We start from the raw sequence: 19,638 nt of genomic DNA, 5'->3' as shown, positions 1-19,638 counted from the left end.
GCCTGTTCCCCATTCTTTAGGAATCTCGAGCTTCTAATGGCACGCATTACGCCCATCGAGCGTTATCGCAACATCGGTATCTCCGCGCACATCGACGCGGGCAAGACCACCACCACCGAGCGCGTGCTGTTCTACACCGGCGTCAACCACAAGATCGGCGAGGTGCATAACGGCGCCGCGACGATGGACTGGATGGAGCAGGAGCAGGAGCGTGGCATCACGATCACCTCCGCTGCGACCACGACGTTCTGGAAAGGCATGGCCAGCCAGTTCGACCAGCATCGCATCAACATCATCGACACCCCGGGGCACGTCGACTTCACGATCGAAGTCGAGCGCTCCATGCGCGTGCTCGACGGCGCCTGCATGCTGTACTGCGCGGTCGGTGGCGTTCAGCCGCAGTCCGAGACCGTGTGGCGCCAGGCCACCAAGTACAAGGTTCCGCGCCTCGCGTTCGTCAACAAGATGGACCGTACCGGTGCCGACTTCTTCAAGGTCGTCAAGCAGATCAAGGAAAAGCTGCGCGCCAACCCGGTGCCCATCCAGATCCCCATCGGCGCCGAGGACAAGTTCCAGGGCGTGGTCGATCTGGTCAAGATGAAGGCGATCATCTGGAGCGAGGCCGACAAGGGCGTCAGCTTCACCTACGGCGAAATCCCCGCCGACCTGGTCGAGACCGCCAAGAAGTGGCGCGAGAACATGGTCGAGGCGGCTGCCGAGGCCAGCGAAGAGCTGATGAACAAGTACCTCGAGACGGGCGAACTGGAAGAGGCCGAGCTCAAGCTCGCCCTGCGCCAGCGTACGCTGGCTCTCGAGATATTCCCGATGCTTTGCGGCTCGGCGTTCAAGAACAAGGGCGTGCAGGCCATGCTCGACGCCGTCGTCGAGTATCTGCCGGCGCCGACCGACGTGCCGCCGCTGGATGCGCACGACGTCGACAATTACGAAGAGCTGATCACGCGCAGGGCGCAGGACGACGAGCCGTTCTCGGCGCTGGCGTTCAAGATCATGACCGACAAGTACGTCGGCGCGCTGACCTTCATCCGCGTCTACTCGGGCGTGCTGAAGCAGGGCGACGCGGTGTACAACTCGCGCAACGGCAAGACCGAGCGTATCGGTCGCCTCGTGCAGATGCATGCCAACGAGCAGCAGGCGATCACCGAAGTGCATGCCGGCGACATCGCCGCCTGCGTCGGCCTGAAGGACGTCTATACCGGCACCACGCTGGCCGACCAGAACAAGCCGGTCGTGCTCGAGCGCATGGTCTTCCCGGAGCCGGTCATCAGCCAGGCTGTCGAGCCGAAGACCAAGGCTGACCAGGAAAAGATGGGTGTCGCCCTCAGCCGCCTGGCTCAGGAAGATCCGTCCTTCCGCGTCAAGACCGACGAAGAAACCGGCCAGACCATCATGTCCGGCATGGGCGAGCTGCATCTGGAAATCCTCGTTGACCGCATGAAGCGTGAGTACAACGTGGAGGCCAACGTCGGTGCGCCGCAGGTTGCCTACCGCGAAACCATCCGCAAGAAGGTCGAGCAGGAAGGCAAGTACGCCAAGCAGTCCGGCGGCAAGGGCCAGTTCGGCCACGTCTGGCTCACGATCGAGCCGAACGAAACCGGCAAGGGCTACGAGTTCGTCAACGAGATCGTCGGCGGCGTCATTCCGAAGGAATTCATCCCGGCGGTCGACAAGGGCCTCAAGGACGCGATCAAGACGGGTGTGCTCGCCGGTTACCCGGTGGTCGACATCAAGATCTCGCTGACCGACGGTTCGTACCACGAAGTCGACTCCAGCGAAATCGCGTTCCGCGTTGCCGCCTCGATGGCCTTCAAGGAAGGCTGCCAGAAGGCCAGCCCGGTGCTGCTCGAGCCGATCATGAGCGTCGAAGTGGAAACCCCGGAAGATTACACCGGCGACGTCATGGGCGACCTCAACCGTCGTCGCGGCGTGATCCTGGGCATGGAAGACAACTTCGGCGCCAAGGTGGTTTCCGCCGAAGTGCCGCTGGCCGAAATGTTCGGTTACTCGACCACGCTGCGCTCCATGAGCCAGGGTCGCGCGACCTACACGATGGAATTCAAGAAGTACCAGGACGCGCCGCGTAACGTCCTGGAAGCACTGAACAAGAAGTAAGTTTTACCTCCGAATCGCAGTCCGTATCGCTAATTTTCAAGGTTAAGAGCAATGGCAAAGGAAAAATTCGAGCGCAAGAAGCCGCACGTGAACGTGGGCACGATTGGTCACGTTGACCATGGCAAGACCACGACGACGGCTGCGCTGACGAAGGTGTCTGCGGACAAGTTCGGTGGCCTGTACGTGCCTTACGACCAGGTGGCCAAGGCCTCCGAGAGCCAGGGCCGTCGCGACGCGACCAAGATCCTGACGATCGCCACCAGCCACGTCGAGTACGAAACCGCCAACCGCCACTACGCGCACGTTGACTGCCCGGGTCACGCGGACTACGTCAAGAACATGATCACCGGTGCCGCGCAGATGGACGGCGCGATCCTGGTCGTGTCGGCGACCGACGGCCCGATGCCGCAGACCCGCGAGCACGTGCTGCTGGCCAAGCAGGTCAACGTTCCGAAGATCGTGGTCTGGCTGAACAAGTGCGACCTGGTCGACGACGCCGAACTGCTCGACCTGGTCGAGATGGAAGTGCGCGACCTGCTGAGCAAGTACGGTTTCGACGGCGACAACACCCCGGTGATCCGCGGTGCTGCCGTCAAGGCCATCCAGGGCGACGCCGAGTGGGTAGCCAAGCTCCAGGAGCTGTATGACGCCCTGGACACCTGGATCCCGGAGCCGCCGCGCGAGACCGACAAGCCGTTCCTGCTGCCGGTGGAAGACGTGTTCTCCATCTCTGGCCGCGGCACCGTGGTGACCGGCCGTATCGAGCGTGGCATCGTCAAGGTTGGCGAAGAAGTCGAGATCGTCGGCATCCGCGACACCCAGAAGACCATCGTCACGGGCGTCGAGATGTTCCGCAAGCTGCTGGACCAGGGCCAGGCGGGCGACAACGTCGGCCTGCTGCTGCGCGGCACCAAGAAGGAAGACGTCGAGCGCGGCCAGGTGCTGTGCAAGCCGGGCACGATCAAGCCTCACGCCAAGTTCAATGGCGAGGTTTACGTGCTGACCAAGGAAGAGGGCGGCCGTCACACGCCGTTCTTCAAGGGTTACCGTCCGCAGTTCTACTTCCGCACCACCGACGTGACCGGTTCGATCACGTTCGAGCAGGAAATGGTGATGCCGGGCGACAACGTGCAGATGCTGGTTGAGCTGATCAACCCGATCGCCATGGAAGAGGGTGTTCGTTTCGCCATTCGCGAGGGCGGTCGTACCGTCGGCGCCGGCGTCGTGACGAAGATTCTCGCGTAAAAAAGCGGTAGAGGTTTACTTTTTCCGGGGGCGCGAATATAATTCGCGCCCCTTTTGTTCCACGTTCTTTAAGACCTGAGACCAAGCATGGCCGCGACCAGCCAATCTATTCGCATCCGGCTCAAGGCTTTCGATCACCGCCTGATCGACAAGTCTGCGCGCGAGATCGTCGAAACGGCGAAGCGCACCGGCGCCGTCGTTCGCGGGCCCATCCCGCTGCCGACCCGCAAGGAACGCTTCACCGTCCTCGCCTCGCCGCACGTCGACAAGAGTGCGCGTGACCAGTACGAAATCCGCACGCACAAGCGGCTCATGCAGATCATCGACCCCACGGAAAAGACCGTGGACGCACTGTCGAAGCTCGACCTGCCCGCGGGCGTCGAAGTCCAGATCTCGCTGAACTAAGGAGATAGGACATGTCGATTGCAATCGTAGGACGTAAGGCGGGCATGACCCGTGTGTTCACCCCGGAAGGCGCGTCCATCCCGGTGACGGTGATCGAGTGCACGCCCAACCGCGTGACTCAGGTCAAGACCGTGGAGGTCGACGGCTACCGTGCCGTGCAGGTCGCCGTGGGCGAGCAGAAGGCCAGCCGCGTGAACAAGGCGCTGACCGGCATCTACAAGAAGGCCGGTGTTGCTCCGGGTCGTGGTCTCTGGGAAATTCGTCTGGACGACGGCGAAGGCGCCGATTTCCAGATGGGGTCTGAAATCAAGGTGAACGTGTTCGACGGCGTCAAGGCCGTCGATGTCACGGGCACCAGCATCGGCAAGGGTTTTGCCGGTGTCATCAAGCGCCACGGCTTCGGCGGTGGTCGCGCAACGCACGGTAACTCGCTCTCCCACCGCTCGCCGGGTTCTATCGGCCAGCGTCAGAGTCCGGGCCGTGTGTTCAAAGGCAAGAAGATGGCTGGCCACATGGGTAACGACCGTGTGACGGCTCTCAACCTGGATCTGGTGAAGATCGATTTGGAACGCAACCTCCTGCTGGTCAAGGGGGCTGTGCCGGGCGCTGCGAATGGCGATGTCATCGTGCGCCCCACGGTGAAGGCATAAGGCCCACTGGGGAAAAACGGCTATGGATATTGAACTGCATAATAGCGCCACCAAAATCTCTGTTTCGGACGCCGTCTTCGGCGCCGAATACAACGAAGGCCTGATCCACCAGGTCGTGACTGCCTACATGGCAGCCGGCCGCGCGGGCACCAAAGGTCAGCTCGCCAAGGGTGAAGTCTCCGGCGGCGGCAAGAAGCCCTGGAAGCAGAAGGGCTCGGGCCGCGCCCGTGCCGGCTCGATCCGCTCGCCCCTGTGGCGTGGCGGCGGTCGCACCTTCGCGGCTTCGCCCCGTGATCACTCGCAGAAGGTCAACCGCAAGATGTATCGCGGCGCCCTGCGCTCGATCATTGCCGAGCTGGCCCGCCAGGGTCACCTGGTGATTGCCGAGACCTTCACGGTCGACGCGATCAAGACCCAGGGTCTGGTCAAGCAGCTCGAGCAGCTGGGCACTCAGGACATCCTGATCGTGACCGGCGAGCTGGACAAGAACCTGTTCCTTTCCTCGCGCAACCTGCACAAAGTGGCGGTCTGCGACGTCGAAGCCCTCAACCCCGTCGCGCTGCTGCAGCACCAGAAGGTGCTGATGACTGCCGACGCCGTGAAGAAGCTGGAGGCTTGGCTGCAATGAACGTCGAGCGCATGCATCAGATCATCCTCGCGCCGGTGATCTCCGAGAAGGCGACCCGCGTCGCCGAGAAGCGCAACCAGGCCGTCTTCAAGGTCCTCCGCGATGCCGAGAAGTCGGAAATCCGCGAAGCGGTCGAGAAGCTGTTCAATGTCAAGGTGACGGGCGTGCAGACGCTGGTCATGAAGGGCAAGAACAAGCGCTTTGGTCAGTTCAACGGTCGCCGTTCGGACTGGAAGAAAGCCTACGTCACGCTCGCCGAGGGTCAGCAGATTGACTTCGTCGGCAGCAACGCCGCCGCTTAACGGGACGCCGACATGCCAACCATTCAGATGAAGCCCACCTCGCCGGGCCGTCGCCACCAGGTCAAGGTGGTCACGCCGGGCCTGTGGAAGGGCGAACCGCACGCTCCGCTGATCGAGAAGAAAAGCTCGACCGGTGGTCGCAACAACAACGGCCACATGACCACCCGCCACAAGGGCGGCGGTCACAAGCAGTCGTATCGCGTGATCGACTTCAAGCGCATCAAGGACGGAGTTCCGGCCAAGGTCGAGCGCATTGAATACGATCCGAACCGCAGCGCGCACATCGCACTGCTGTGCTATGCCGACGGCGAGCGCGCCTACATCATCGCGCCGCGCGGCCTGAAGGACGGCGACACCGTGCAGTCGGGCAGCGATGCCGCGATCAAGCCGGGCAACGCCCTGCCGCTGCGCAACATCCCGGCCGGTTCGACCGTGTGCTGCGTCGAGATGCGTCCGGGCAAGGGTGCGCAGATCGCACGCTCGGCCGGCGCTTCGGCCCAGCTGGTGTCCCGCGACGGCGACTACGCGACCATCCGCCTGCGTTCCGGCGAAATGCGCAAGGTTCCGTCCGAGTGCCGCGCCACCGTCGGTGAAGTCGGCAACAACGAACACAACCTGCGCCAGTACGGCAAGGCCGGTGCCAAGCGCTGGAAGGGCATTCGCCCGACCGTCCGTGGCGTCGTGATGAACCCGGTCGACCACCCGCACGGTGGTGGTGAGGGCAAGTCCGGCCAGGGTAACCCGCATCCGGTTACGCCTTGGGGCCAGCAGACCAAGGGTCTCAAGACCCGCAATAACAAGCGTACGCAGAAGTTCATCGTGCGTAGCCGTCACAAGAAGAAGTAACCAGGATCCGTCATGGCACGTTCTCTCAAGAAGGGCCCGTTCATCGATCATCACCTCCTCGCAAAGGTTGCGAAGGTGCAGGGTGAGCGCGTCAAGAAGCCGATCAAGACCTGGTCGCGCCGCTCGATGGTGTCTCCCGACATGATCGGTCTGACCATTCAGGTCCACAACGGCAAGCAGCACATGCCGGTGTTCGTCACCGACAACATGGTGGGCCACAAGCTCGGCGAATTCGCCCCGACCCGGACGTTCAAGGGTCACGGCGACAAGAAGTCGGCTTAAGGAGTCAGGATCATGCAAACCCAAGCCGTACTGAAATTTGTCCGCCTGTCGCCGCAGAAGGCGCGCGCCGTGGCCGACCTCGTGCGCGGCAAGAAGGTCGATGAGGCCCTCAACATCCTGAAGTTCAACACGCGCAAGTCGTCGCGTCTGATCCGCAAGGTGCTCGAGTCCGCCATCGCCAACGCCGAGAACAACCACGGCGCCGACGTGGACGAACTGAAGCTGCAGGCCATCTTCATCGACGAGGGTCCGGTGCTCAAGCGCATCATGCCCCGCGCGAAGGGCCGTGCCGACCGTATCGTCAAGCCGACGAGCCACATCACCATCCGCGTGACGGACGAGTAAGCGAGAGAACTCATGGGTCACAAAGTCAATCCCAACGGCTTCCGCCTCGGCATCACCACCAAGTGGGTGTCGAACTGGTACGCCGAGCGCAAGGCCTACGGCGATAACCTGCTGAAGGACATCCAGGTCCGCGACTTCCTCAAGAAGAAGCTGGCCCAGGCCTCCGTCTCCAAGATCCAGATCGACCGCCCGGCGAAGTCCGCCCGCGTCACGATCCACACCGCTCGCCCTGGCATCGTCATCGGCAAGAAGGGTGAGGACATCGAGAAGCTGAAGCAGGACGTCGCCCGCATCATGGGTCTGAAGCCCGACGTCGTGCACATCTCGGTCGAGGAAATCCGCAAGCCGGAACTCGATGCGCAGCTGATCGCCGAGTCGGTCGCCCAGCAGCTCGAGCGCCGCATCATGTTCCGCCGCGCCATGAAGCGCGCCGTGCAGAACGCGATGCGCATCGGCGCCGGCGGCATCAAGATTCAGGTCGGTGGCCGTCTGAACGGTGCTGAAATCGCCCGCGTCGAGTGGTACCGCGAAGGTCGCGTGCCGCTGCACACGCTGCGCGCCAACATCGACTACGCGACCGCCGAAGCCAAGACCACCTACGGCATCATCGGTGTCAAGGTTTGGGTGTTCACTGGCGAGGTGTTCGACGCCCGCGCCGACAAGAAGGAAGAAGCCGCGGAAGCGGCTGCTGCCTAAGGATTAGGAGAAGACTGCCATGATGCAGCCAAAACGCACCAAGTACCGCAAGCAGCAGAAGGGTCGCAACCGCGGCCTGGCGCTCAACGGCAACAAGGTCAGCTTCGGCGAGTTCGGCCTGAAGACGACCGAACACGGCATGATCACTGCCCGCCAGATCGAAGCGGCCCGCCGCGTCATCTCCCGCTACGTCAAGCGTGGCGGCAAGGTGTGGATCCGGATTTTCCCGGACGCGCCGGTGACCAAGAAGCCGCTGGAAGTCCGCATGGGCTCCGGCAAGGGCAACGTCGAGTACTGGGTTGCCAAGGTGCAGCCCGGCAAGATGCTGTACGAAATGGAAGGCGTCGACGAAGCGACCGCCCGCGAGGCCTTCCGCCTCGCCGGCACCAAGCTTTGCGTCAAGACGGTCTTCGTCAACCGGACGATCATGTAATGAAAGCCCAGGAATATGTGAAGTCTCTCCGCGCCAAGAACGCGAACGAGCTCAAAGTGGAACTGCTGGCCCTTCGCAAGGAGCAGTTCAATCTGCGCATGCAGAAGGCTACCGGCCAGCAGAACCAGTCGCACCTGATCACCGTGGCCCGTAAGAAGGTCGCGCAGGTGAAGACCTTGATGCGCCAGCAGCAGGTGAAGTAAGCCATGACCGACCAGACCCAGACCGAAAAGAAAGGCCACCGCGTCGTCGGCCGTGTTGTCAGCAACAAGGGCGACAAGACCATCACCGTGCTGGTGGAGCGCATCGAGCGCCACCCGCTGTACGGCAAGACGCTGCGCCGCTCCACCAAGCTGCGCGCCCACGACGAGCAGAACGTCTGCAAGGAAGGCGATCTGGTCGCCATCGTTGAGACGCGTCCGCTGTCGGCGACCAAGCGCTTCCGCCTGGTCGAAGTCCTGCAGACCGCCGGAGCCTAAGCCATGATCCAGCAAGAGTCTTACCTGGTTGCCGCCGACAACAGCGGCGCGCGCATGGTGCAGGTGATCCAGGTCAAGGGTTCGACCTACCGCCGCTACGCCGGCGTGGGCGACCTGATCAAGGTCACCGTCAAGGACGCGATCCCGCGCGGCAAGGTCAAGAAGGGCGAAGTGCATGACGCCGTCGTCGTCCGCACCCGCTTCCCGATCAAGCGCGCCGATGGCTCGGTGATCCGTTTCGACACCAACGCTGCCGTTCTGCTGAACACCAAGAACGAGCCGCTGGGCACCCGCATCTTCGGGCCCGTGACGCGCGAACTGCGTGAGCGGTTCATGAAGATCGTTTCGCTGGCGCCTGAAGTGCTGTAAGGGGCTATAGACATGAGCAAGATTCGCAAGGGCGACGAAGTCGTCGTCATCACCGGCAAGGACAAGGGTCGCCGCGGCAAGGTCGAGCAGGTGCTCGTCGCCGAGGGCAAACTCGTCATCGATGGCATCAACATCGCCAAGAAGCACCAGCGCGGCAACCCGCAGGCTGGCGTTTCCGGCGGCATCGTCGAGAAGGCCATGCCGATCGAGGCGTCCAACGTGATGCTGTGGAATGCCAAGGCCGGCAAGGGCGACCGCGTCGGGTACAAGACCGAGGGTGACCGCAAGGTCCGTGTTTTCAAGTCCAACCAGGAATCGTTGGATTAATAGGCCGCTACCATGACTGCCACTCTGCAAACCCAGTACCGCGAGAAGTTCGCTCCGCAGATCGCCGAGAAGCTCGGCCTCGGTTCGATGGAAGTTCCGCGCATCTCCAAGATCGTCCTCAACATGGGCGTCGGCGAAGCCGCGAGCGATCGCAAGATCATCGAGACCGCCGTTGCGGAAATGACCGCCATTGCCGGCCAGAAGCCGGTGGTGACCCGTTCGCGCATCGCCATCGCCGGTTTCAAGATCCGCGAGAACATGCCGGTGGGCGTCACGGTCACCCTGCGCCGCGAGAAGATGTACGAATTCCTGGAGCGCCTGATCACCGTCGCCCTGCCGCGTATCCGCGACTTCCGCGGCGTCTCGGCTCGCGGCTTCGACGGCCGCGGCAACTTCAACTTCGGCATCACCGAACAGGGCATCTTCCCCGAGATCGAGTTCGACAAGATCGACGCGACTCGCGGTATGAACATCACCATCACCACGACGGCGAAGGACGACGAACAGGGCAGGGCACTGCTCGACGCGTTCAACTTCCCGTTCCGCAAGTAAGAGAACGCCATGGCCAAGACCAGCATGATCGAGCGCGAAACCAAGCGCGCCAAGCTGAACGCGAAGCACGGCAAGAAGCGTGCGAAGCTCAAGGATGTGATCTCCAGCGTCACCGCGTCCGCCGAGGACAAGGATGCCGCCGTGATCGCCCTGCAGAAGCTGCCGCGCGATTCGTCCAAGACCCGTCAGGTCACCCGCTGCGCCCTCACGGGTCGTACCCGTGGCGTGTATCGCAAGTTCGGTCTGACGCGTCACAAGCTGCGTGAAGCGGCGATGCGCGGCGAAGTGCCGGGCCTGAAGCTGGCCAGCTGGTAAGAGGTTGACCCTATGAGCATGACTGATCCCATCGCCGACTTCCTGACCCGCATCCGCAACGGCCAGACGGCGCACAAGAAGCAGATTTCCTCGCCGTCGTCCAAGGTCAAGGAAGCGATCGCCGCCGTCCTCAAGGACGAAGGCTACATCGCCGACTACCAGGTCGCCGCGGAAGGCAACAAGAAGACCATCACGGTCGGCCTGAAGTACTTCCAGGGCAAGCCGGTGATCGAGCGCATCGAGCGCATCTCCAAGCCGGCCCTGCGCGTCTACAAGGCCAAGGACGAGCTGCCGAAGGTTCTCGGCGGTCTCGGTGTCGCCATCATCTCCACCCCCAGCGGCGTCGTCAGCGACCGCAAGGCCCGCGCTGCCGGTCAGGGTGGCGAGGTGATCTGCATCGTCGCCTAAGGAATACGAACATGTCCCGCGTCGCTAAAATGCCGGTGAAAGTACCGGCCGGTATCCAGGTCTCGGCAAACGCCGGCCTGCTCACCGTCAAGGGTGCCAAGAGCAGCCTGTCCATCAATGTGCCCAAGGCCGTCGAGATCGACGTCCAGGGTGACACCATCACCGTGAAGTCGGAGTCGATCCAGGCCGACAACATGCAGGCGGGCACCTTCCGCGCCCTGCTGAACAACGCCGTCATCGGCGTCAGCAAGGGCTACGAGAAGAAGCTGCAGCTGGTCGGCGTCGGTTACCGCGCCGCCACTGCCGGCAAGGTCGTGAACCTGTCGCTGGGCTTCTCGCACCCGGTTGCGTACCCGATCCCGGAAGGCATCACGGTGGAAACGCCGACGCAGACCGAGATCATCATCAAGGGTGCGGACAAGAAGATGGTCGGCCAGGTGGCCGCCGATATCCGCGGCTTCCGTCCGCCCGAGCCTTACAAGGGCAAGGGTGTTCGGTACTCGACCGAGAAGGTCGTCCTCAAGGAAGCCAAGAAGAAGTAAGGCCTGGCTGAACAGAGATCGTCATGAAAGACAAGAACCAAATTCGCCTGCGCCGCGCGCGTCGCACCCGCTCCCACATCCGCGGGCTCGGCGTGCCGCGCCTGACCATCCACCGCACTCCGCGGCATATCTACGCGCAGATCATCGCCGCCGGCGAGTCCGTGACGGTGGTCGCCGCATCGACCGTCGAGAAGGAACTGGCGGGCGCCCTCGAGGGCACCGGCAACGTCGAAGCCGCCAAGAAGGTTGGCGCCGCGATCGCCGAGCGCGCCAAGGCCAAGGGCATCAGCAAAGTTGCCTTCGACCGTTCCGGTTTCAAGTATCACGGCCGCGTCAAGGCGCTGGCCGACGCCGCGCGTGAAGCCGGCCTGGAGTTCTAAGACATGGCACAGCACATGAACTACGACGATTCCCAGTCTGGCGGCGACTTCAAGGAGAAGCTGGTTGCAGTCAACCGCGTCTCCAAGACGGTCAAGGGCGGCAAGCAGTTCGCCTTCACCGCGCTGACCGTGGTGGGCGACGGCAACGGCCGCGTCGGCTTCGGCTACGGCAAGGCCCGCGAAGTGCCGGCTGCCATCGCCAAGGCGATGGACCAGGCCCGCAAGAACATGATCACCGTCTCGCTGCGCGGCCTGACCGTGCAGCATGAGATCCGTGGCCAGCACGGCGCCGCCAAGGTGTTCCTGCGCCCGGCCTCCGACGGTACCGGCGTGATCGCCGGTGGCGCCATGCGCGCCGTGTTCGAGGTTGCCGGCGTGCAGAACATCCTGGCCAAGGCCCTGGGTTCGCGCAATCCGATCAACCTGGTGCGCGCCACGATGGACGCGCTGCAGAAGATGAACGTTCCGTCCGACATTGCTGCCAAGCGCGGCAAGACGGTCGAAGATATCCTGGGTTAAGTCATGGCGACCAAGAAGCTCAAAGTCACGCTGATCCGCAGCCTCGCCAAGAAGCTGGCGATGCACAAGAACAACGCCAATGGTCTGGGCCTGCGCAAGCTGCATCGCTCGGTCATTGTCGATGCCACCCCGGAAAACATGGGCATGATCAACAAGTCGTCCCACATGTTCCGCGTCGAAGAGGTCTGAGATGAAACTCAACACCATCAAGCCGACCGCCGGCGCCAAGACCGTCAAGAAGCGCGTTGCGCGCGGCATCGGTTCGGGCCTGGGCAAGACCGCCGGCCGCGGCCACAAGGGTCAGCACGCCCGTTCGGGCGGCTACAACAAGCTGGGCTTCGAGGGCGGCCAGATGCCGATCCAGCGTCGCCTGCCCAAGCGCGGCTTCAACTCCCCGCTGGCCAGCCTGACCGAAGAAGTGCGCCTGTCGGAGCTGAACAAGCTGACCGAGACCGAGATCGACCTGGCCGTGCTGAAGGCCCGGAACGTGGTCGGCGCCAACGTGCAGACCGCCAAGGTCATCAAGTCGGGTGAACTGACCCGCGCCGTCACGCTCAAAGGCATCCTGGTCACCAAGGGTGCCCGTGAAGTGATCACGGCTGCCGGCGGCACGATCGCAGAGTAAACGTCCCTGTTCCAGACCGGGCCATCCGTGGCCCGGACTACTCAAACAAGACAGAAAGCTCACTAACACATCATGGCGAAAGCAACTGGCATGCCGGCGGGATCGATGGTCCCGGACCTCTCCAAGATTGGAGAAGTCCGCAGCCGTCTGCTGTTCCTGCTGGGCGCCATCATCGTGTTCCGCATCGGCAGCTACATCCCGGTGCCGGGCATCGATCCTGGCCAGCTCGCGGCACTGTTCAACCAGTCCAAGGGCACGATCCTGGACATGTTCAACATGTTCTCGGGCGGTTCGCTCGAGCGCCTGTCGATCTTCGCCCTGGGCGTGATGCCCTACATCTCCGCCTCGATCATCGTGCAGCTGATGGCCGCCGTCGTTCCCCAGCTCAAGGAGCTGAAGAAGGAAGGCGAGTCGGGCCGCCGGACGATCACCAAGTACACCCGTTACGGCACCCTGGGCCTGGCGCTGTTCCAGTCCTTCGGCGCCGCCCTGGCCCTGCAGAAGTCGGGCGTGGCGGTCAACGTCGGCTTCGGCTTCCTGTTCACCGCGACCGTGTCCCTGGTGACCGGCACGATGTTCCTGATGTGGCTGGGCGAGCAGATCACCGAGCGCGGCATCGGCAACGGCATTTCCATGCTGATCTTCGCCGGCATCGTGGCGGGCTTCCCGCGCGCCATGGCGTCCACCGCCCAGCTGGTTACCGAGGGCTCGCTGAACGGCTTCGTGGTGCTGGTGGTGCTGGTGGCCGTGGTCCTGGTGACCTGGGCCGTGGTCTTCGTGGAGCGCGCCCAGCGCCGCATCCCCGTGCATCATGCACGGCGGCAGCAGGGTCGCAAGGTGTTTGCCGCCCAGACCCAGCATCTGCCGCTGAAGCTGAACATGTCGGGCGTGATCCCGCCGATCTTCGCCTCTTCGCTGATCCTGTTTCCGGCTTCGCTGGTGCAGTTCTTCGGTGACGGCGCCCAGGGCGGCATCATGCAGCAGGTGGCCAATGCCCTGTCGCCGGGTCAGCCGCTGTACACCGTCCTGTACGGCATGCTGATCGTGTTTTTCTGCTTCTTCTACACCGCGCTGGTGTTCGATTCGCGCGAAACGGCAGAAAACCTCAAGAAATCAGGTGCTTTCATTCCGGGTGTGCGCCCCGGCGTGATGACCGCCAAGTACATCGACACCGTCCTGACACGCCTGACTGTCGCCGGTTCGGCCTACATCCTGGCGGTGTGCCTGGCTCCCGAGGTCCTGCGCAGCTTCTTCCCGGGTATCCCGTTCCATTTTGGCGGTACCTCGCTGCTGATTACGGTGGTGGTGGTGATGGACTTCATGGCGCAGCTGCAGGCGCACCTGATGTCCCACCAGTACGAAGGCCTGATGAAAAAGGCCAATTTGAAGTCCCTGGGTCCGTCGTCGGCTCGCTGATCCGGTAAATTTGAGAGTCAAATCATGAAAGTCCGCGCTTCGGTCAAGAAAATCTGCCGCAACTGCAAGGTCGTACGCCGTAACGGCGTCGTCCGGATCCTGTGCACGGATCCGCGTCACAAGCAGCGTCAGGGTTGATTTTTTCAGCCAAATATCAGTAAAATCGCGCCCTTTTTCGCGCTATCGGCATTAGTTGTACCTAGGAGTTTTGCGTATGGCACGTATCGCGGGTGTCAATATCCCGGATAGGAAGCACACCGTCATTGCCCTCACGGCGATCTACGGTATCGGCAGGACCCGTTCGCGCAAGATCTGCGTGGCCGCGGGGATTGATCCCACTGTCCAGATCCGCACGCTCACCGAGGGCGAGCTGGACAAGCTGCGCGCCGAGGTCGGCCGCTACATCGTGGAAGGCGACCTGCGCCGCGAAGTGTCGATGAGCATCAAGCGTCTGATCGACCTGGGCTGCTACCGCGGCACGCGTCATCGCCGTGGCCTGCCGGTTCGTGGCCAGCGCACCCGTACCAACGCCCGTACCCGCAAGGGTCCGCGCCGTGGCACGGTCGCGATGAAGAAGACCACCTGATAGCGCCCGGAACCTGATATGGCTACCCAGAACAACGCAGCTGCCGCCAAGCGCAAGAAGGTCAAGAAGAACGTGACCGATGCCGTGGCCCACATCCACGCCTCGTTCAACAACACGATCATCCTGATCACCGATCGCCAGGGCAACGCGATTTCCTGGAGCACGGCGGGCGCCGCCGGCTTCAAGGGCTCGCGCAAGTCCACGCCGTTCGCCGCCCAGGTCGCTGCCGACAAGGCTGCCCAGGCTGCCGCCGAGCACGGCGTGAAGAACGTCGAGGTGCTGGTGAAGGGCCCTGGCCCCGGTCGCGAGTCCGCCGTGCGCGCGCTCAACGCCGCCGGCTTCAAGATCGTCAACATCACCGATGTGACCCCGATTCCGCACAACGGCTGCCGCGCGCCCAAGCGCCGCCGCGTGTAAGCCGCCAAACGGAGACTACCTCATGGCTCGTTATATTGGCCCCAAGTGCAAGCTTTCCCGCCGTGCCGGCACCGACCTGCTGCTCAAGTCGCGCGCCCGTTCGCTGGACAGCAAGTGCAAGCTCGAAACCCGTCCCGGCCAGCACGGCGCTGTAAAGCCCCGTCTGTCCGACTATGCCCTGCAGCTGCGTGAAAAGCAGAAGCTGAAGCAGATGTACGGCGTGCTCGAGAAGCAGTTCCGCAATTACTACCTCAAGGCATCGTCGAAGAAGGGCTCCACCGGCCTGATCCTCCTGCAGATGCTGGAAAGCCGCCTGGACAACGTCGTGTATCGCATGGGCTTCGGCCGCACGCGTTCCGAGTCGCGCCAGCTGGTCAGCCACAAGGCTGTCCTGGTCAACGGCAAGCAGGTCAACATCCCGTCCTACCAGGTTCAGGTGGGTGACGTGGTGGAGATCCGCGAGAAGTCGCGCAGCCAGAGCCGCGTGGCCGAGTCGCTGTCGATCGCCTCGCAGGCCGGCATGCCGGACTGGATCGACGTGGACGAGAAGGGCCTCAAGGGCACCTTCAAGGCCAAGCCGACCCGTGATCAGATCGTGCCGGACATCAACGAGCAGCTCGTCGTCGAGTTGTACTCCAAGTAAGTAGTCACCGGCCTTCCAGCCGAGGAAGTATCCAGCATGCAGAATGTGATTGCCGACCTGCTCAAGCCGCGCCTGATCGAGGTGGAAGCCGTTTCCACCCATCGTGCGCGCGTCACCCTCGAACCGATGGAGCGCGGCTTCGGCCACACGCTGGGCAATGCCCTGCGCCGCATCCTGCTGTCGTCGATTCCGGGCGCAGCGATTACCGAAGTGCAGATCGACGGTGTCGTGCACGAGTACAGCGCGGTCGAAGGCGTCCAGGAAGATGTCATCGACATCCTGCTGAACATCAAGAACATCGCGATCCGCATGCACGCCCGTGAAGAAGCCACCCTGCGCCTCGAGAAGTCGGGCAAGGGTGCCATCACCGCCGGCGACATCCAGCTGGACCACGACGTCGAGATCGTCAACCCGGAACTGGTGCTCGCGCACCTGACCGGCGGCAAGCTCAACATGACGCTGAAGGTCACCCGTGGCCGCGGCTACGTGCCGGCTGCCAGCATCGTGCGTGAAGAGGAAACCCGCGGTATCGGCGTGCTCAAGCTGGATGCCAGCTACAGCCCGGTTCGCCGCGTCAGCTACGCCGTCGAGCGCGCCCGCGTTGCGCAGCGCACCGACCTCGACAAGCTGATCCTCGACGTGGACACCAACGGCGGCATCGATGCTGCCGAGGCCGTGCGCCTGTCGGCCCGCATCCTGCGCGACCAGCTCGCCGTGTTCGTCGACCTGGAAGCGGAAGCCGCCCAGGCCGCCGCCACTCCGGGCAAGAAGGACCTGTCGCCGATCCTGTTCCGCCCGATCGACGATCTGGAACTCACCGTGCGTTCGGCCAACTGCCTCAAGGCGGAGAACGTCTATTACATCGGCGATCTGGTGCAGCGCACCGAGATGGAACTGATGAAGACGCCGAACCTCGGCAAGAAGTCGCTCAACGAAATCAAGGAAGCGCTGAAGGCGCATGACCTCGAGTTGGGCATGAAGCTCGACAACTGGTCGTCGCCCAAGACGCCGGCCTGAAGACATAAAGGATAGTTATTTATGCGTCACGGAATGTCAGGCCGCGCGTTCGGCCGTAGCCCCAGCCACCGCAAGGCCACGATGCAGGCCATCACGGTTGCGCTGATCAAGAATGAGCTGATCAAGACCACGGTGCCGAAGGCGAAGGAACTGCGCCGCGTTGCCGAGCCGCTGATCACCCGCGCCAAGGCGGACACGCTGGCCAACCGTCGCCTCGTGTTCTCGCGCCTGCGCGACCGCGACGCGGTGACCAAGCTGTTCAACGAGATCGGCCCGCGTTACGCCAAGCGCCCCGGCGGCTACCTGCGCATCCTGCGCTGCGGCTTCCGCGCCGGTGACGACGCGCCGATGGCCTACGTCGAGCTGGTCGATCGTCCGCGCGGCGCCGCCGCTCCGGTCGAGGCTGCCCCGGCTGCTTAAGTAGCACCAGTCTTCCCAGACTCGCGACGGGCGCCCTAGTGGCGCCCGTCGTCGTTTCCGGCTGCGGCTTTTCCCGGACGGCCCTATGCTGAGCAGCATGTCCCGCAATTCCTCGGTGGCCCTGGCGCTGGCGACGGTCTACCTCGTCTGGGGTTCCACGTACCTGGCGATCCGCGTCGGCGTGCGCGACCTGCCGCCCTTCCTGTTCTCCGGCAGCCGCTTCATGGCGGCCGGCCTGCTGATGCTGCTGTGGGCCCGTTCACGCGGTCACCGTTTGCCGCAACGCTGGCAGGACTGGCGCAGCATCGCCTTTGCCGCCTTGACCATGCTGGTGGCCGGCAACGGCCTGGTGACCTGGTCCGAGCAATGGGTGGAGTCCAACCAGGCCGCCCTGATCGTGGCCACCAGTGCCCTGTGGATCGCCTGGTTCGGCACCTTCGGCAGCCGCGGCGAGACGGTCAACCGCCTCAGCATCGTCGGCCTGGCCGTGGGCTTCGCCGGCGTGGCGGTGCTGGTCGGCGGCGGCCTGCAGCTGCGTGCCGCGCCGCCGCTGGCCTATGCCGCCCTGCTGGCCGCCACCGTGGCCTGGGGCGCCGGCTCGGTGGCCCTGCGACGCCATCCGCCGGCCTGCTCCGCCTGGGTCGGTGCCGCGCTGCAGATGATGATCGCGGGCGCGGTGATGGGCAGCATCGGCATGGCCAGCGGCGAGGCCCCGCGCTGGCACATGACCCCCACGGCGGCATGGATGCTGCTGTACCTGACGGTATTCGGCTCCTGCATCGCCTATGGCGCCTACTTCTGGCTGGTGCAGCAGGTGACGCCGGCGGTGCTCGGCACCTATGCTTACGTCAATCCTGCGGTGGCCGTGGTCCTGGGCTGGGCGATCCTGGACGAGCGGCTGTCGCCGACGCAGTGGCTGGGAACACTGGTGATCCTGGGGGGCGTGGTGCTGGTGACCCTGGCTTCGCGCAAGCCGAAACCGGCCAGCCCGGCATGAAGTGTAAAATTAGTAAATTCAGTTACTAAAGTAAATATAAAATCACGATGCCCCCCGAGTCGATCCGCAAGCGCAGCAGTCGCCGCCTGGCCTGGCTGGGCCTTGCCCTGGCCCTGTGCGCCGACGCGGCGCAGGCCGGGCCGGCGGGCAACGTGCTGCGCATCGGCAACGGTGCCGAGCCGCAGACCCTGGATCCGCACAAGACCGAGACCGTGGACGGCTCGCGCATCGTGCGCGACCTCTGCGAGGGCCTCACCATCGTCTCGCCCAAGGGCGAGACCATCCCGGGCGCAGCCGAGAGCTGGCAGATCAGCCCCGACGGACTGGAATACATCTTCTTCCTGCGGCCGCAGGCGCGCTGGTCCAACGGTGATCCGGTGGTGGCGGAGGACTTCGTCGCCGGCCTGCGCCGCGCCGCCGACCCGAAGACCGGCTCCTCCTACGCGCAGATGCTGGAGCCGCTGCTCAACGCGCCCGAGGTGATCACCGGCAAGAAGCCGCCGGACTCGCTGGGGGTGGAAGCGGTGGACGACCACACCCTGCTGCTGCGCCTGCGCGGGCCCACGCCCTACCTGCTGGGCATGCTGTCGCATACCACCACGTTCCCGATCCATCGTCCCAGCCTGAAGCAGTACGGCGACCAGTTTGCGCGGCCGGGGCACATGGTCTGCAACGGCGCCTACACGCTGGACGACTGGGTGGTGCAGTCGCACGTGCGGATCCAGCGCAACCGCCACTACTGGAACGACGCGCAGACCCACATCGACACGGTGATGTACTACGCCACAGAGGACCAGAACTCTGAGCTGAAGGCCTACCGTGCCGGCGACCTCGACTGGGCTACCGGCTACCCGGTGATCCAGACGCCCTGGATCCGCAAGAACCTGCCGGCCGAGTTCAAGATGGCGCCGTACCTGGGCATCTCGTACTTCGGTTACAACCTCACCCGCGCGCCGTTCAAGGACAACCTCAAGCTGCGCCAGGCGCTGAGCCTGGCGATCGACCGCGACATCATCGGCGAAAAGGTGCTCTACGGCCTGTCGCTTCCATCGTACGGCTGGATTCCGCCGCGCACCGAGGGCGTGACCCCGCAGACCCCGGCCTGGTCCAAGTGGACCCAGGCGCAGCGCCTGGCGCTGGCGCGCAAGCTTTACGCCGAGGCCGGCTACAGCAAGGAGCACCCGGCCGAGGTCGAGATCCGCTACAACACCAGCGAGAACAACAAGCGCGTGTCGGTGGTGGTGGCGGCCATGTGGAAGCAGTGGCTGGGCGTGAAGAGCACCCTGGTCAACGAGGAGTGGAAGGTCTTCCTCAACACGCGCAAGCTGAAGAAGAAGACCCAGGTGTTCCGCTCGGCCTGGATCGGCGACTACAACGACGCCTCCACCTTCCTGGACATCATGCAGAGCACCCACGGCCAGAACGACACCGGCTGGAGCAATGCGCAGTACGACGCGCTGCTGGTGCAGGCCGCTGCCGAGACCGATCCGCTGCGCCGCCAGGCGCAGCTGGAGCAGGCGGAGCGCATCCTGCTGGAGGACCTGCCGATGATCCCGCTGACCTTCTATGTCTCCAAGAACCTGGTGAAGCCCTGGGTCAGGCAGTGGCAGGACAACATCCTGGACTACCACTATTCCAAAGACATGCGGATCGAGGGCTATTGA

The 19,638-nt window shown here is 63.7% G+C and carries 32 protein-coding genes; all 32 read left to right on the top strand.

All coding sequences use genetic code 11. The features are described 5' to 3' along the window. Positions 1-36 precede the first annotated feature (36 nt). Entirely contained in the window at positions 37-2,130 is a 2,094-nt protein-coding gene (fusA, locus tag D0B54_RS20010; RefSeq protein WP_117293495.1) for an elongation factor G, read from the top strand. Positions 2,131-2,181: 51 nt separating this feature from the next. Further along, positions 2,182-3,375 (top strand): elongation factor Tu, encoded by a 1,194-nt coding sequence (tuf, locus tag D0B54_RS20005; protein ID WP_117293493.1) that lies wholly within the window; start codon positions 2,182-2,184, stop codon positions 3,373-3,375. Between the two features lie 87 nt (positions 3,376-3,462). Next, on the top strand, positions 3,463-3,780 hold the full coding sequence (rpsJ, locus tag D0B54_RS20000; protein ID WP_104229931.1) for a 30S ribosomal protein S10: 318 nt from the start codon (positions 3,463-3,465) through the stop codon (positions 3,778-3,780). An 11-nt stretch (positions 3,781-3,791) separates the two neighbouring features. Further along, positions 3,792-4,430, top strand: coding sequence for a 50S ribosomal protein L3 (gene rplC, locus D0B54_RS19995; protein WP_117293491.1), 639 nt, complete (start codon positions 3,792-3,794; stop codon positions 4,428-4,430). Between the two features lie 22 nt (positions 4,431-4,452). Then, the gene (rplD, locus tag D0B54_RS19990; protein ID WP_117293489.1) at positions 4,453-5,058 is read left to right on the top strand and encodes a 50S ribosomal protein L4; all 606 of its coding nucleotides are present in this window, start codon (positions 4,453-4,455) and stop codon (positions 5,056-5,058) included. Next, positions 5,055-5,360 carry a 50S ribosomal protein L23 gene (gene rplW / locus D0B54_RS19985; RefSeq protein ID WP_117293487.1) on the top strand — a complete coding sequence of 102 codons (306 nt, stop codon included), beginning with the start codon at positions 5,055-5,057 and terminating at the stop codon, positions 5,358-5,360. The genes rplD and rplW overlap by 4 nt, the downstream gene beginning before the upstream one ends. A 12-nt stretch (positions 5,361-5,372) precedes the next feature. Further along, complete coding sequence (gene rplB / locus D0B54_RS19980; RefSeq protein ID WP_117293485.1) at positions 5,373-6,206, top strand: 50S ribosomal protein L2; 834 nt, start codon at positions 5,373-5,375, stop codon at positions 6,204-6,206. 12 nt (positions 6,207-6,218) lie between these two features. Next, positions 6,219-6,488 carry a 30S ribosomal protein S19 gene (gene rpsS / locus D0B54_RS19975; protein ID WP_117293483.1) on the top strand — a complete coding sequence of 90 codons (270 nt, stop codon included), beginning with the start codon at positions 6,219-6,221 and terminating at the stop codon, positions 6,486-6,488. A 9-nt stretch (positions 6,489-6,497) separates the two neighbouring features. Then, positions 6,498-6,833, top strand: coding sequence for a 50S ribosomal protein L22 (gene rplV / locus D0B54_RS19970; protein WP_441347442.1), 336 nt, complete (start codon positions 6,498-6,500; stop codon positions 6,831-6,833). Between the two features lie 12 nt (positions 6,834-6,845). After that, a complete protein-coding gene (gene rpsC, locus D0B54_RS19965) occupies positions 6,846-7,529 on the top strand; it encodes a 30S ribosomal protein S3 (protein ID WP_117293479.1) in 684 nt (227 codons plus the stop codon). 19 nt (positions 7,530-7,548) lie between these two features. Further along, entirely contained in the window at positions 7,549-7,962 is a 414-nt protein-coding gene (gene rplP, locus D0B54_RS19960) for a 50S ribosomal protein L16 (RefSeq protein ID WP_104229923.1), read from the top strand. Further along, the gene (rpmC, locus tag D0B54_RS19955) at positions 7,962-8,165 is read left to right on the top strand and encodes a 50S ribosomal protein L29 (RefSeq protein ID WP_117293477.1); all 204 of its coding nucleotides are present in this window, start codon (positions 7,962-7,964) and stop codon (positions 8,163-8,165) included. Before rplP ends, rpmC begins: the two co-directional genes overlap by 1 nt. Before the next feature lie 3 nt (positions 8,166-8,168). Next, complete coding sequence (gene rpsQ / locus D0B54_RS19950) at positions 8,169-8,441, top strand: 30S ribosomal protein S17 (protein ID WP_117293475.1); 273 nt, start codon at positions 8,169-8,171, stop codon at positions 8,439-8,441. Positions 8,442-8,444: 3 nt separating this feature from the next. After that, positions 8,445-8,810 carry a 50S ribosomal protein L14 gene (gene rplN / locus D0B54_RS19945; protein WP_117293473.1) on the top strand — a complete coding sequence of 122 codons (366 nt, stop codon included), beginning with the start codon at positions 8,445-8,447 and terminating at the stop codon, positions 8,808-8,810. A 12-nt stretch (positions 8,811-8,822) separates the two neighbouring features. Next, a complete protein-coding gene (rplX, locus tag D0B54_RS19940) occupies positions 8,823-9,137 on the top strand; it encodes a 50S ribosomal protein L24 (RefSeq protein WP_117293471.1) in 315 nt (104 codons plus the stop codon). A 12-nt stretch (positions 9,138-9,149) separates the two neighbouring features. Then, complete coding sequence (rplE, locus tag D0B54_RS19935; protein WP_117293469.1) at positions 9,150-9,689, top strand: 50S ribosomal protein L5; 540 nt, start codon at positions 9,150-9,152, stop codon at positions 9,687-9,689. A 9-nt stretch (positions 9,690-9,698) separates the two neighbouring features. Next, positions 9,699-10,004 carry a 30S ribosomal protein S14 gene (rpsN, locus tag D0B54_RS19930; RefSeq protein ID WP_117293467.1) on the top strand — a complete coding sequence of 102 codons (306 nt, stop codon included), beginning with the start codon at positions 9,699-9,701 and terminating at the stop codon, positions 10,002-10,004. A gap of 12 nt (positions 10,005-10,016) precedes the next feature. Continuing rightward, positions 10,017-10,412: a 30S ribosomal protein S8 gene (gene rpsH, locus D0B54_RS19925; RefSeq protein ID WP_117293465.1), complete on the top strand. Its 396-nt coding sequence runs from the start codon at positions 10,017-10,019 to the stop codon at positions 10,410-10,412. 11 nt (positions 10,413-10,423) lie between these two features. Beyond that, positions 10,424-10,954, top strand: a complete 531-nt coding sequence (gene rplF, locus D0B54_RS19920) for a 50S ribosomal protein L6 (protein ID WP_117293463.1) — start codon at positions 10,424-10,426, stop codon at positions 10,952-10,954. Between the two features lie 23 nt (positions 10,955-10,977). Then, positions 10,978-11,334, top strand: a complete 357-nt coding sequence (gene rplR / locus D0B54_RS19915) for a 50S ribosomal protein L18 (RefSeq protein ID WP_117293461.1) — start codon at positions 10,978-10,980, stop codon at positions 11,332-11,334. 3 nt (positions 11,335-11,337) lie between these two features. After that, positions 11,338-11,853 carry a 30S ribosomal protein S5 gene (rpsE, locus tag D0B54_RS19910; protein WP_441347426.1) on the top strand — a complete coding sequence of 172 codons (516 nt, stop codon included), beginning with the start codon at positions 11,338-11,340 and terminating at the stop codon, positions 11,851-11,853. Positions 11,854-11,856: 3 nt separating this feature from the next. Beyond that, positions 11,857-12,042, top strand: coding sequence for a 50S ribosomal protein L30 (rpmD, locus tag D0B54_RS19905; RefSeq protein WP_117293459.1), 186 nt, complete (start codon positions 11,857-11,859; stop codon positions 12,040-12,042). A 1-nt stretch (position 12,043) separates the two neighbouring features. Beyond that, positions 12,044-12,478: a 50S ribosomal protein L15 gene (rplO, locus tag D0B54_RS19900; protein WP_117293457.1), complete on the top strand. Its 435-nt coding sequence runs from the start codon at positions 12,044-12,046 to the stop codon at positions 12,476-12,478. A gap of 72 nt (positions 12,479-12,550) precedes the next feature. Next, on the top strand, positions 12,551-13,894 hold the full coding sequence (secY, locus tag D0B54_RS19895; RefSeq protein WP_367396793.1) for a preprotein translocase subunit SecY: 1,344 nt from the start codon (positions 12,551-12,553) through the stop codon (positions 13,892-13,894). 24 nt (positions 13,895-13,918) lie between these two features. Further along, on the top strand, positions 13,919-14,032 hold the full coding sequence (rpmJ, locus tag D0B54_RS19890; RefSeq protein WP_020651319.1) for a 50S ribosomal protein L36: 114 nt from the start codon (positions 13,919-13,921) through the stop codon (positions 14,030-14,032). Positions 14,033-14,108: 76 nt separating this feature from the next. After that, the gene (rpsM, locus tag D0B54_RS19885) at positions 14,109-14,480 is read left to right on the top strand and encodes a 30S ribosomal protein S13 (RefSeq protein ID WP_117293455.1); all 372 of its coding nucleotides are present in this window, start codon (positions 14,109-14,111) and stop codon (positions 14,478-14,480) included. Positions 14,481-14,498: 18 nt separating this feature from the next. Next, positions 14,499-14,897, top strand: coding sequence for a 30S ribosomal protein S11 (gene rpsK / locus D0B54_RS19880; RefSeq protein WP_104229908.1), 399 nt, complete (start codon positions 14,499-14,501; stop codon positions 14,895-14,897). A 22-nt stretch (positions 14,898-14,919) separates the two neighbouring features. Beyond that, positions 14,920-15,540, top strand: coding sequence for a 30S ribosomal protein S4 (gene rpsD, locus D0B54_RS19875; RefSeq protein WP_117293453.1), 621 nt, complete (start codon positions 14,920-14,922; stop codon positions 15,538-15,540). A gap of 36 nt (positions 15,541-15,576) precedes the next feature. Next, a complete protein-coding gene (locus tag D0B54_RS19870) occupies positions 15,577-16,557 on the top strand; it encodes a DNA-directed RNA polymerase subunit alpha (protein WP_117293451.1) in 981 nt (326 codons plus the stop codon). 21 nt (positions 16,558-16,578) lie between these two features. Beyond that, complete coding sequence (rplQ, locus tag D0B54_RS19865) at positions 16,579-16,977, top strand: 50S ribosomal protein L17 (RefSeq protein WP_117293449.1); 399 nt, start codon at positions 16,579-16,581, stop codon at positions 16,975-16,977. Positions 16,978-17,074: 97 nt separating this feature from the next. Further along, the gene (locus tag D0B54_RS19860) at positions 17,075-17,974 is read left to right on the top strand and encodes an EamA family transporter (protein WP_117295387.1); all 900 of its coding nucleotides are present in this window, start codon (positions 17,075-17,077) and stop codon (positions 17,972-17,974) included. Positions 17,975-18,021: 47 nt separating this feature from the next. Then, positions 18,022-19,638, top strand: coding sequence for a peptide ABC transporter substrate-binding protein (locus D0B54_RS19855; protein WP_117293447.1), 1,617 nt, complete (start codon positions 18,022-18,024; stop codon positions 19,636-19,638).

The sequence above is a fragment of the Solimonas sp. K1W22B-7 genome (assembly GCF_003428335.1).
Taxonomy (GTDB): domain Bacteria; phylum Pseudomonadota; class Gammaproteobacteria; order Nevskiales; family Nevskiaceae; genus Solimonas_A.
This window is presented reverse-complemented; position numbering and strand designations above follow the sequence as displayed.

Coding starts and splice junctions, on each gene's coding strand:
- rpsN (WP_117293467.1), top strand. CDS start 9,699: ATGGCCAAGACCAGCATGATCGAGCGCGAAACCAAGCGCGCCAAGCTG.
- rplR (WP_117293461.1), top strand. CDS start 10,978: ATGAAAGACAAGAACCAAATTCGCCTGCGCCGCGCGCGTCGCACCCGC.
- rpsS (WP_117293483.1), top strand. CDS start 6,219: ATGGCACGTTCTCTCAAGAAGGGCCCGTTCATCGATCATCACCTCCTC.
- fusA (WP_117293495.1), top strand. CDS start 37: ATGGCACGCATTACGCCCATCGAGCGTTATCGCAACATCGGTATCTCC.
- rplW (WP_117293487.1), top strand. CDS start 5,055: ATGAACGTCGAGCGCATGCATCAGATCATCCTCGCGCCGGTGATCTCC.
- rpsK (WP_104229908.1), top strand. CDS start 14,499: ATGGCTACCCAGAACAACGCAGCTGCCGCCAAGCGCAAGAAGGTCAAG.
- rplF (WP_117293463.1), top strand. CDS start 10,424: ATGTCCCGCGTCGCTAAAATGCCGGTGAAAGTACCGGCCGGTATCCAG.
- secY (WP_367396793.1), top strand. CDS start 12,551: ATGGCGAAAGCAACTGGCATGCCGGCGGGATCGATGGTCCCGGACCTC.
- D0B54_RS19860 (WP_117295387.1), top strand. CDS start 17,075: ATGTCCCGCAATTCCTCGGTGGCCCTGGCGCTGGCGACGGTCTACCTC.
- rplQ (WP_117293449.1), top strand. CDS start 16,579: ATGCGTCACGGAATGTCAGGCCGCGCGTTCGGCCGTAGCCCCAGCCAC.
- rplD (WP_117293489.1), top strand. CDS start 4,453: ATGGATATTGAACTGCATAATAGCGCCACCAAAATCTCTGTTTCGGAC.
- rpmJ (WP_020651319.1), top strand. CDS start 13,919: ATGAAAGTCCGCGCTTCGGTCAAGAAAATCTGCCGCAACTGCAAGGTC.
- rplN (WP_117293473.1), top strand. CDS start 8,445: ATGATCCAGCAAGAGTCTTACCTGGTTGCCGCCGACAACAGCGGCGCG.
- rpsH (WP_117293465.1), top strand. CDS start 10,017: ATGAGCATGACTGATCCCATCGCCGACTTCCTGACCCGCATCCGCAAC.
- rpmC (WP_117293477.1), top strand. CDS start 7,962: ATGAAAGCCCAGGAATATGTGAAGTCTCTCCGCGCCAAGAACGCGAAC.
- rpsJ (WP_104229931.1), top strand. CDS start 3,463: ATGGCCGCGACCAGCCAATCTATTCGCATCCGGCTCAAGGCTTTCGAT.
- rpsM (WP_117293455.1), top strand. CDS start 14,109: ATGGCACGTATCGCGGGTGTCAATATCCCGGATAGGAAGCACACCGTC.
- rpmD (WP_117293459.1), top strand. CDS start 11,857: ATGGCGACCAAGAAGCTCAAAGTCACGCTGATCCGCAGCCTCGCCAAG.
- D0B54_RS19870 (WP_117293451.1), top strand. CDS start 15,577: ATGCAGAATGTGATTGCCGACCTGCTCAAGCCGCGCCTGATCGAGGTG.
- rplO (WP_117293457.1), top strand. CDS start 12,044: ATGAAACTCAACACCATCAAGCCGACCGCCGGCGCCAAGACCGTCAAG.
- rplB (WP_117293485.1), top strand. CDS start 5,373: ATGCCAACCATTCAGATGAAGCCCACCTCGCCGGGCCGTCGCCACCAG.
- D0B54_RS19855 (WP_117293447.1), top strand. CDS start 18,022: ATGCCCCCCGAGTCGATCCGCAAGCGCAGCAGTCGCCGCCTGGCCTGG.
- rpsQ (WP_117293475.1), top strand. CDS start 8,169: ATGACCGACCAGACCCAGACCGAAAAGAAAGGCCACCGCGTCGTCGGC.
- rplP (WP_104229923.1), top strand. CDS start 7,549: ATGATGCAGCCAAAACGCACCAAGTACCGCAAGCAGCAGAAGGGTCGC.
- rpsE (WP_441347426.1), top strand. CDS start 11,338: ATGGCACAGCACATGAACTACGACGATTCCCAGTCTGGCGGCGACTTC.
- rpsD (WP_117293453.1), top strand. CDS start 14,920: ATGGCTCGTTATATTGGCCCCAAGTGCAAGCTTTCCCGCCGTGCCGGC.
- rpsC (WP_117293479.1), top strand. CDS start 6,846: ATGGGTCACAAAGTCAATCCCAACGGCTTCCGCCTCGGCATCACCACC.
- rplX (WP_117293471.1), top strand. CDS start 8,823: ATGAGCAAGATTCGCAAGGGCGACGAAGTCGTCGTCATCACCGGCAAG.
- rplE (WP_117293469.1), top strand. CDS start 9,150: ATGACTGCCACTCTGCAAACCCAGTACCGCGAGAAGTTCGCTCCGCAG.
- tuf (WP_117293493.1), top strand. CDS start 2,182: ATGGCAAAGGAAAAATTCGAGCGCAAGAAGCCGCACGTGAACGTGGGC.
- rplC (WP_117293491.1), top strand. CDS start 3,792: ATGTCGATTGCAATCGTAGGACGTAAGGCGGGCATGACCCGTGTGTTC.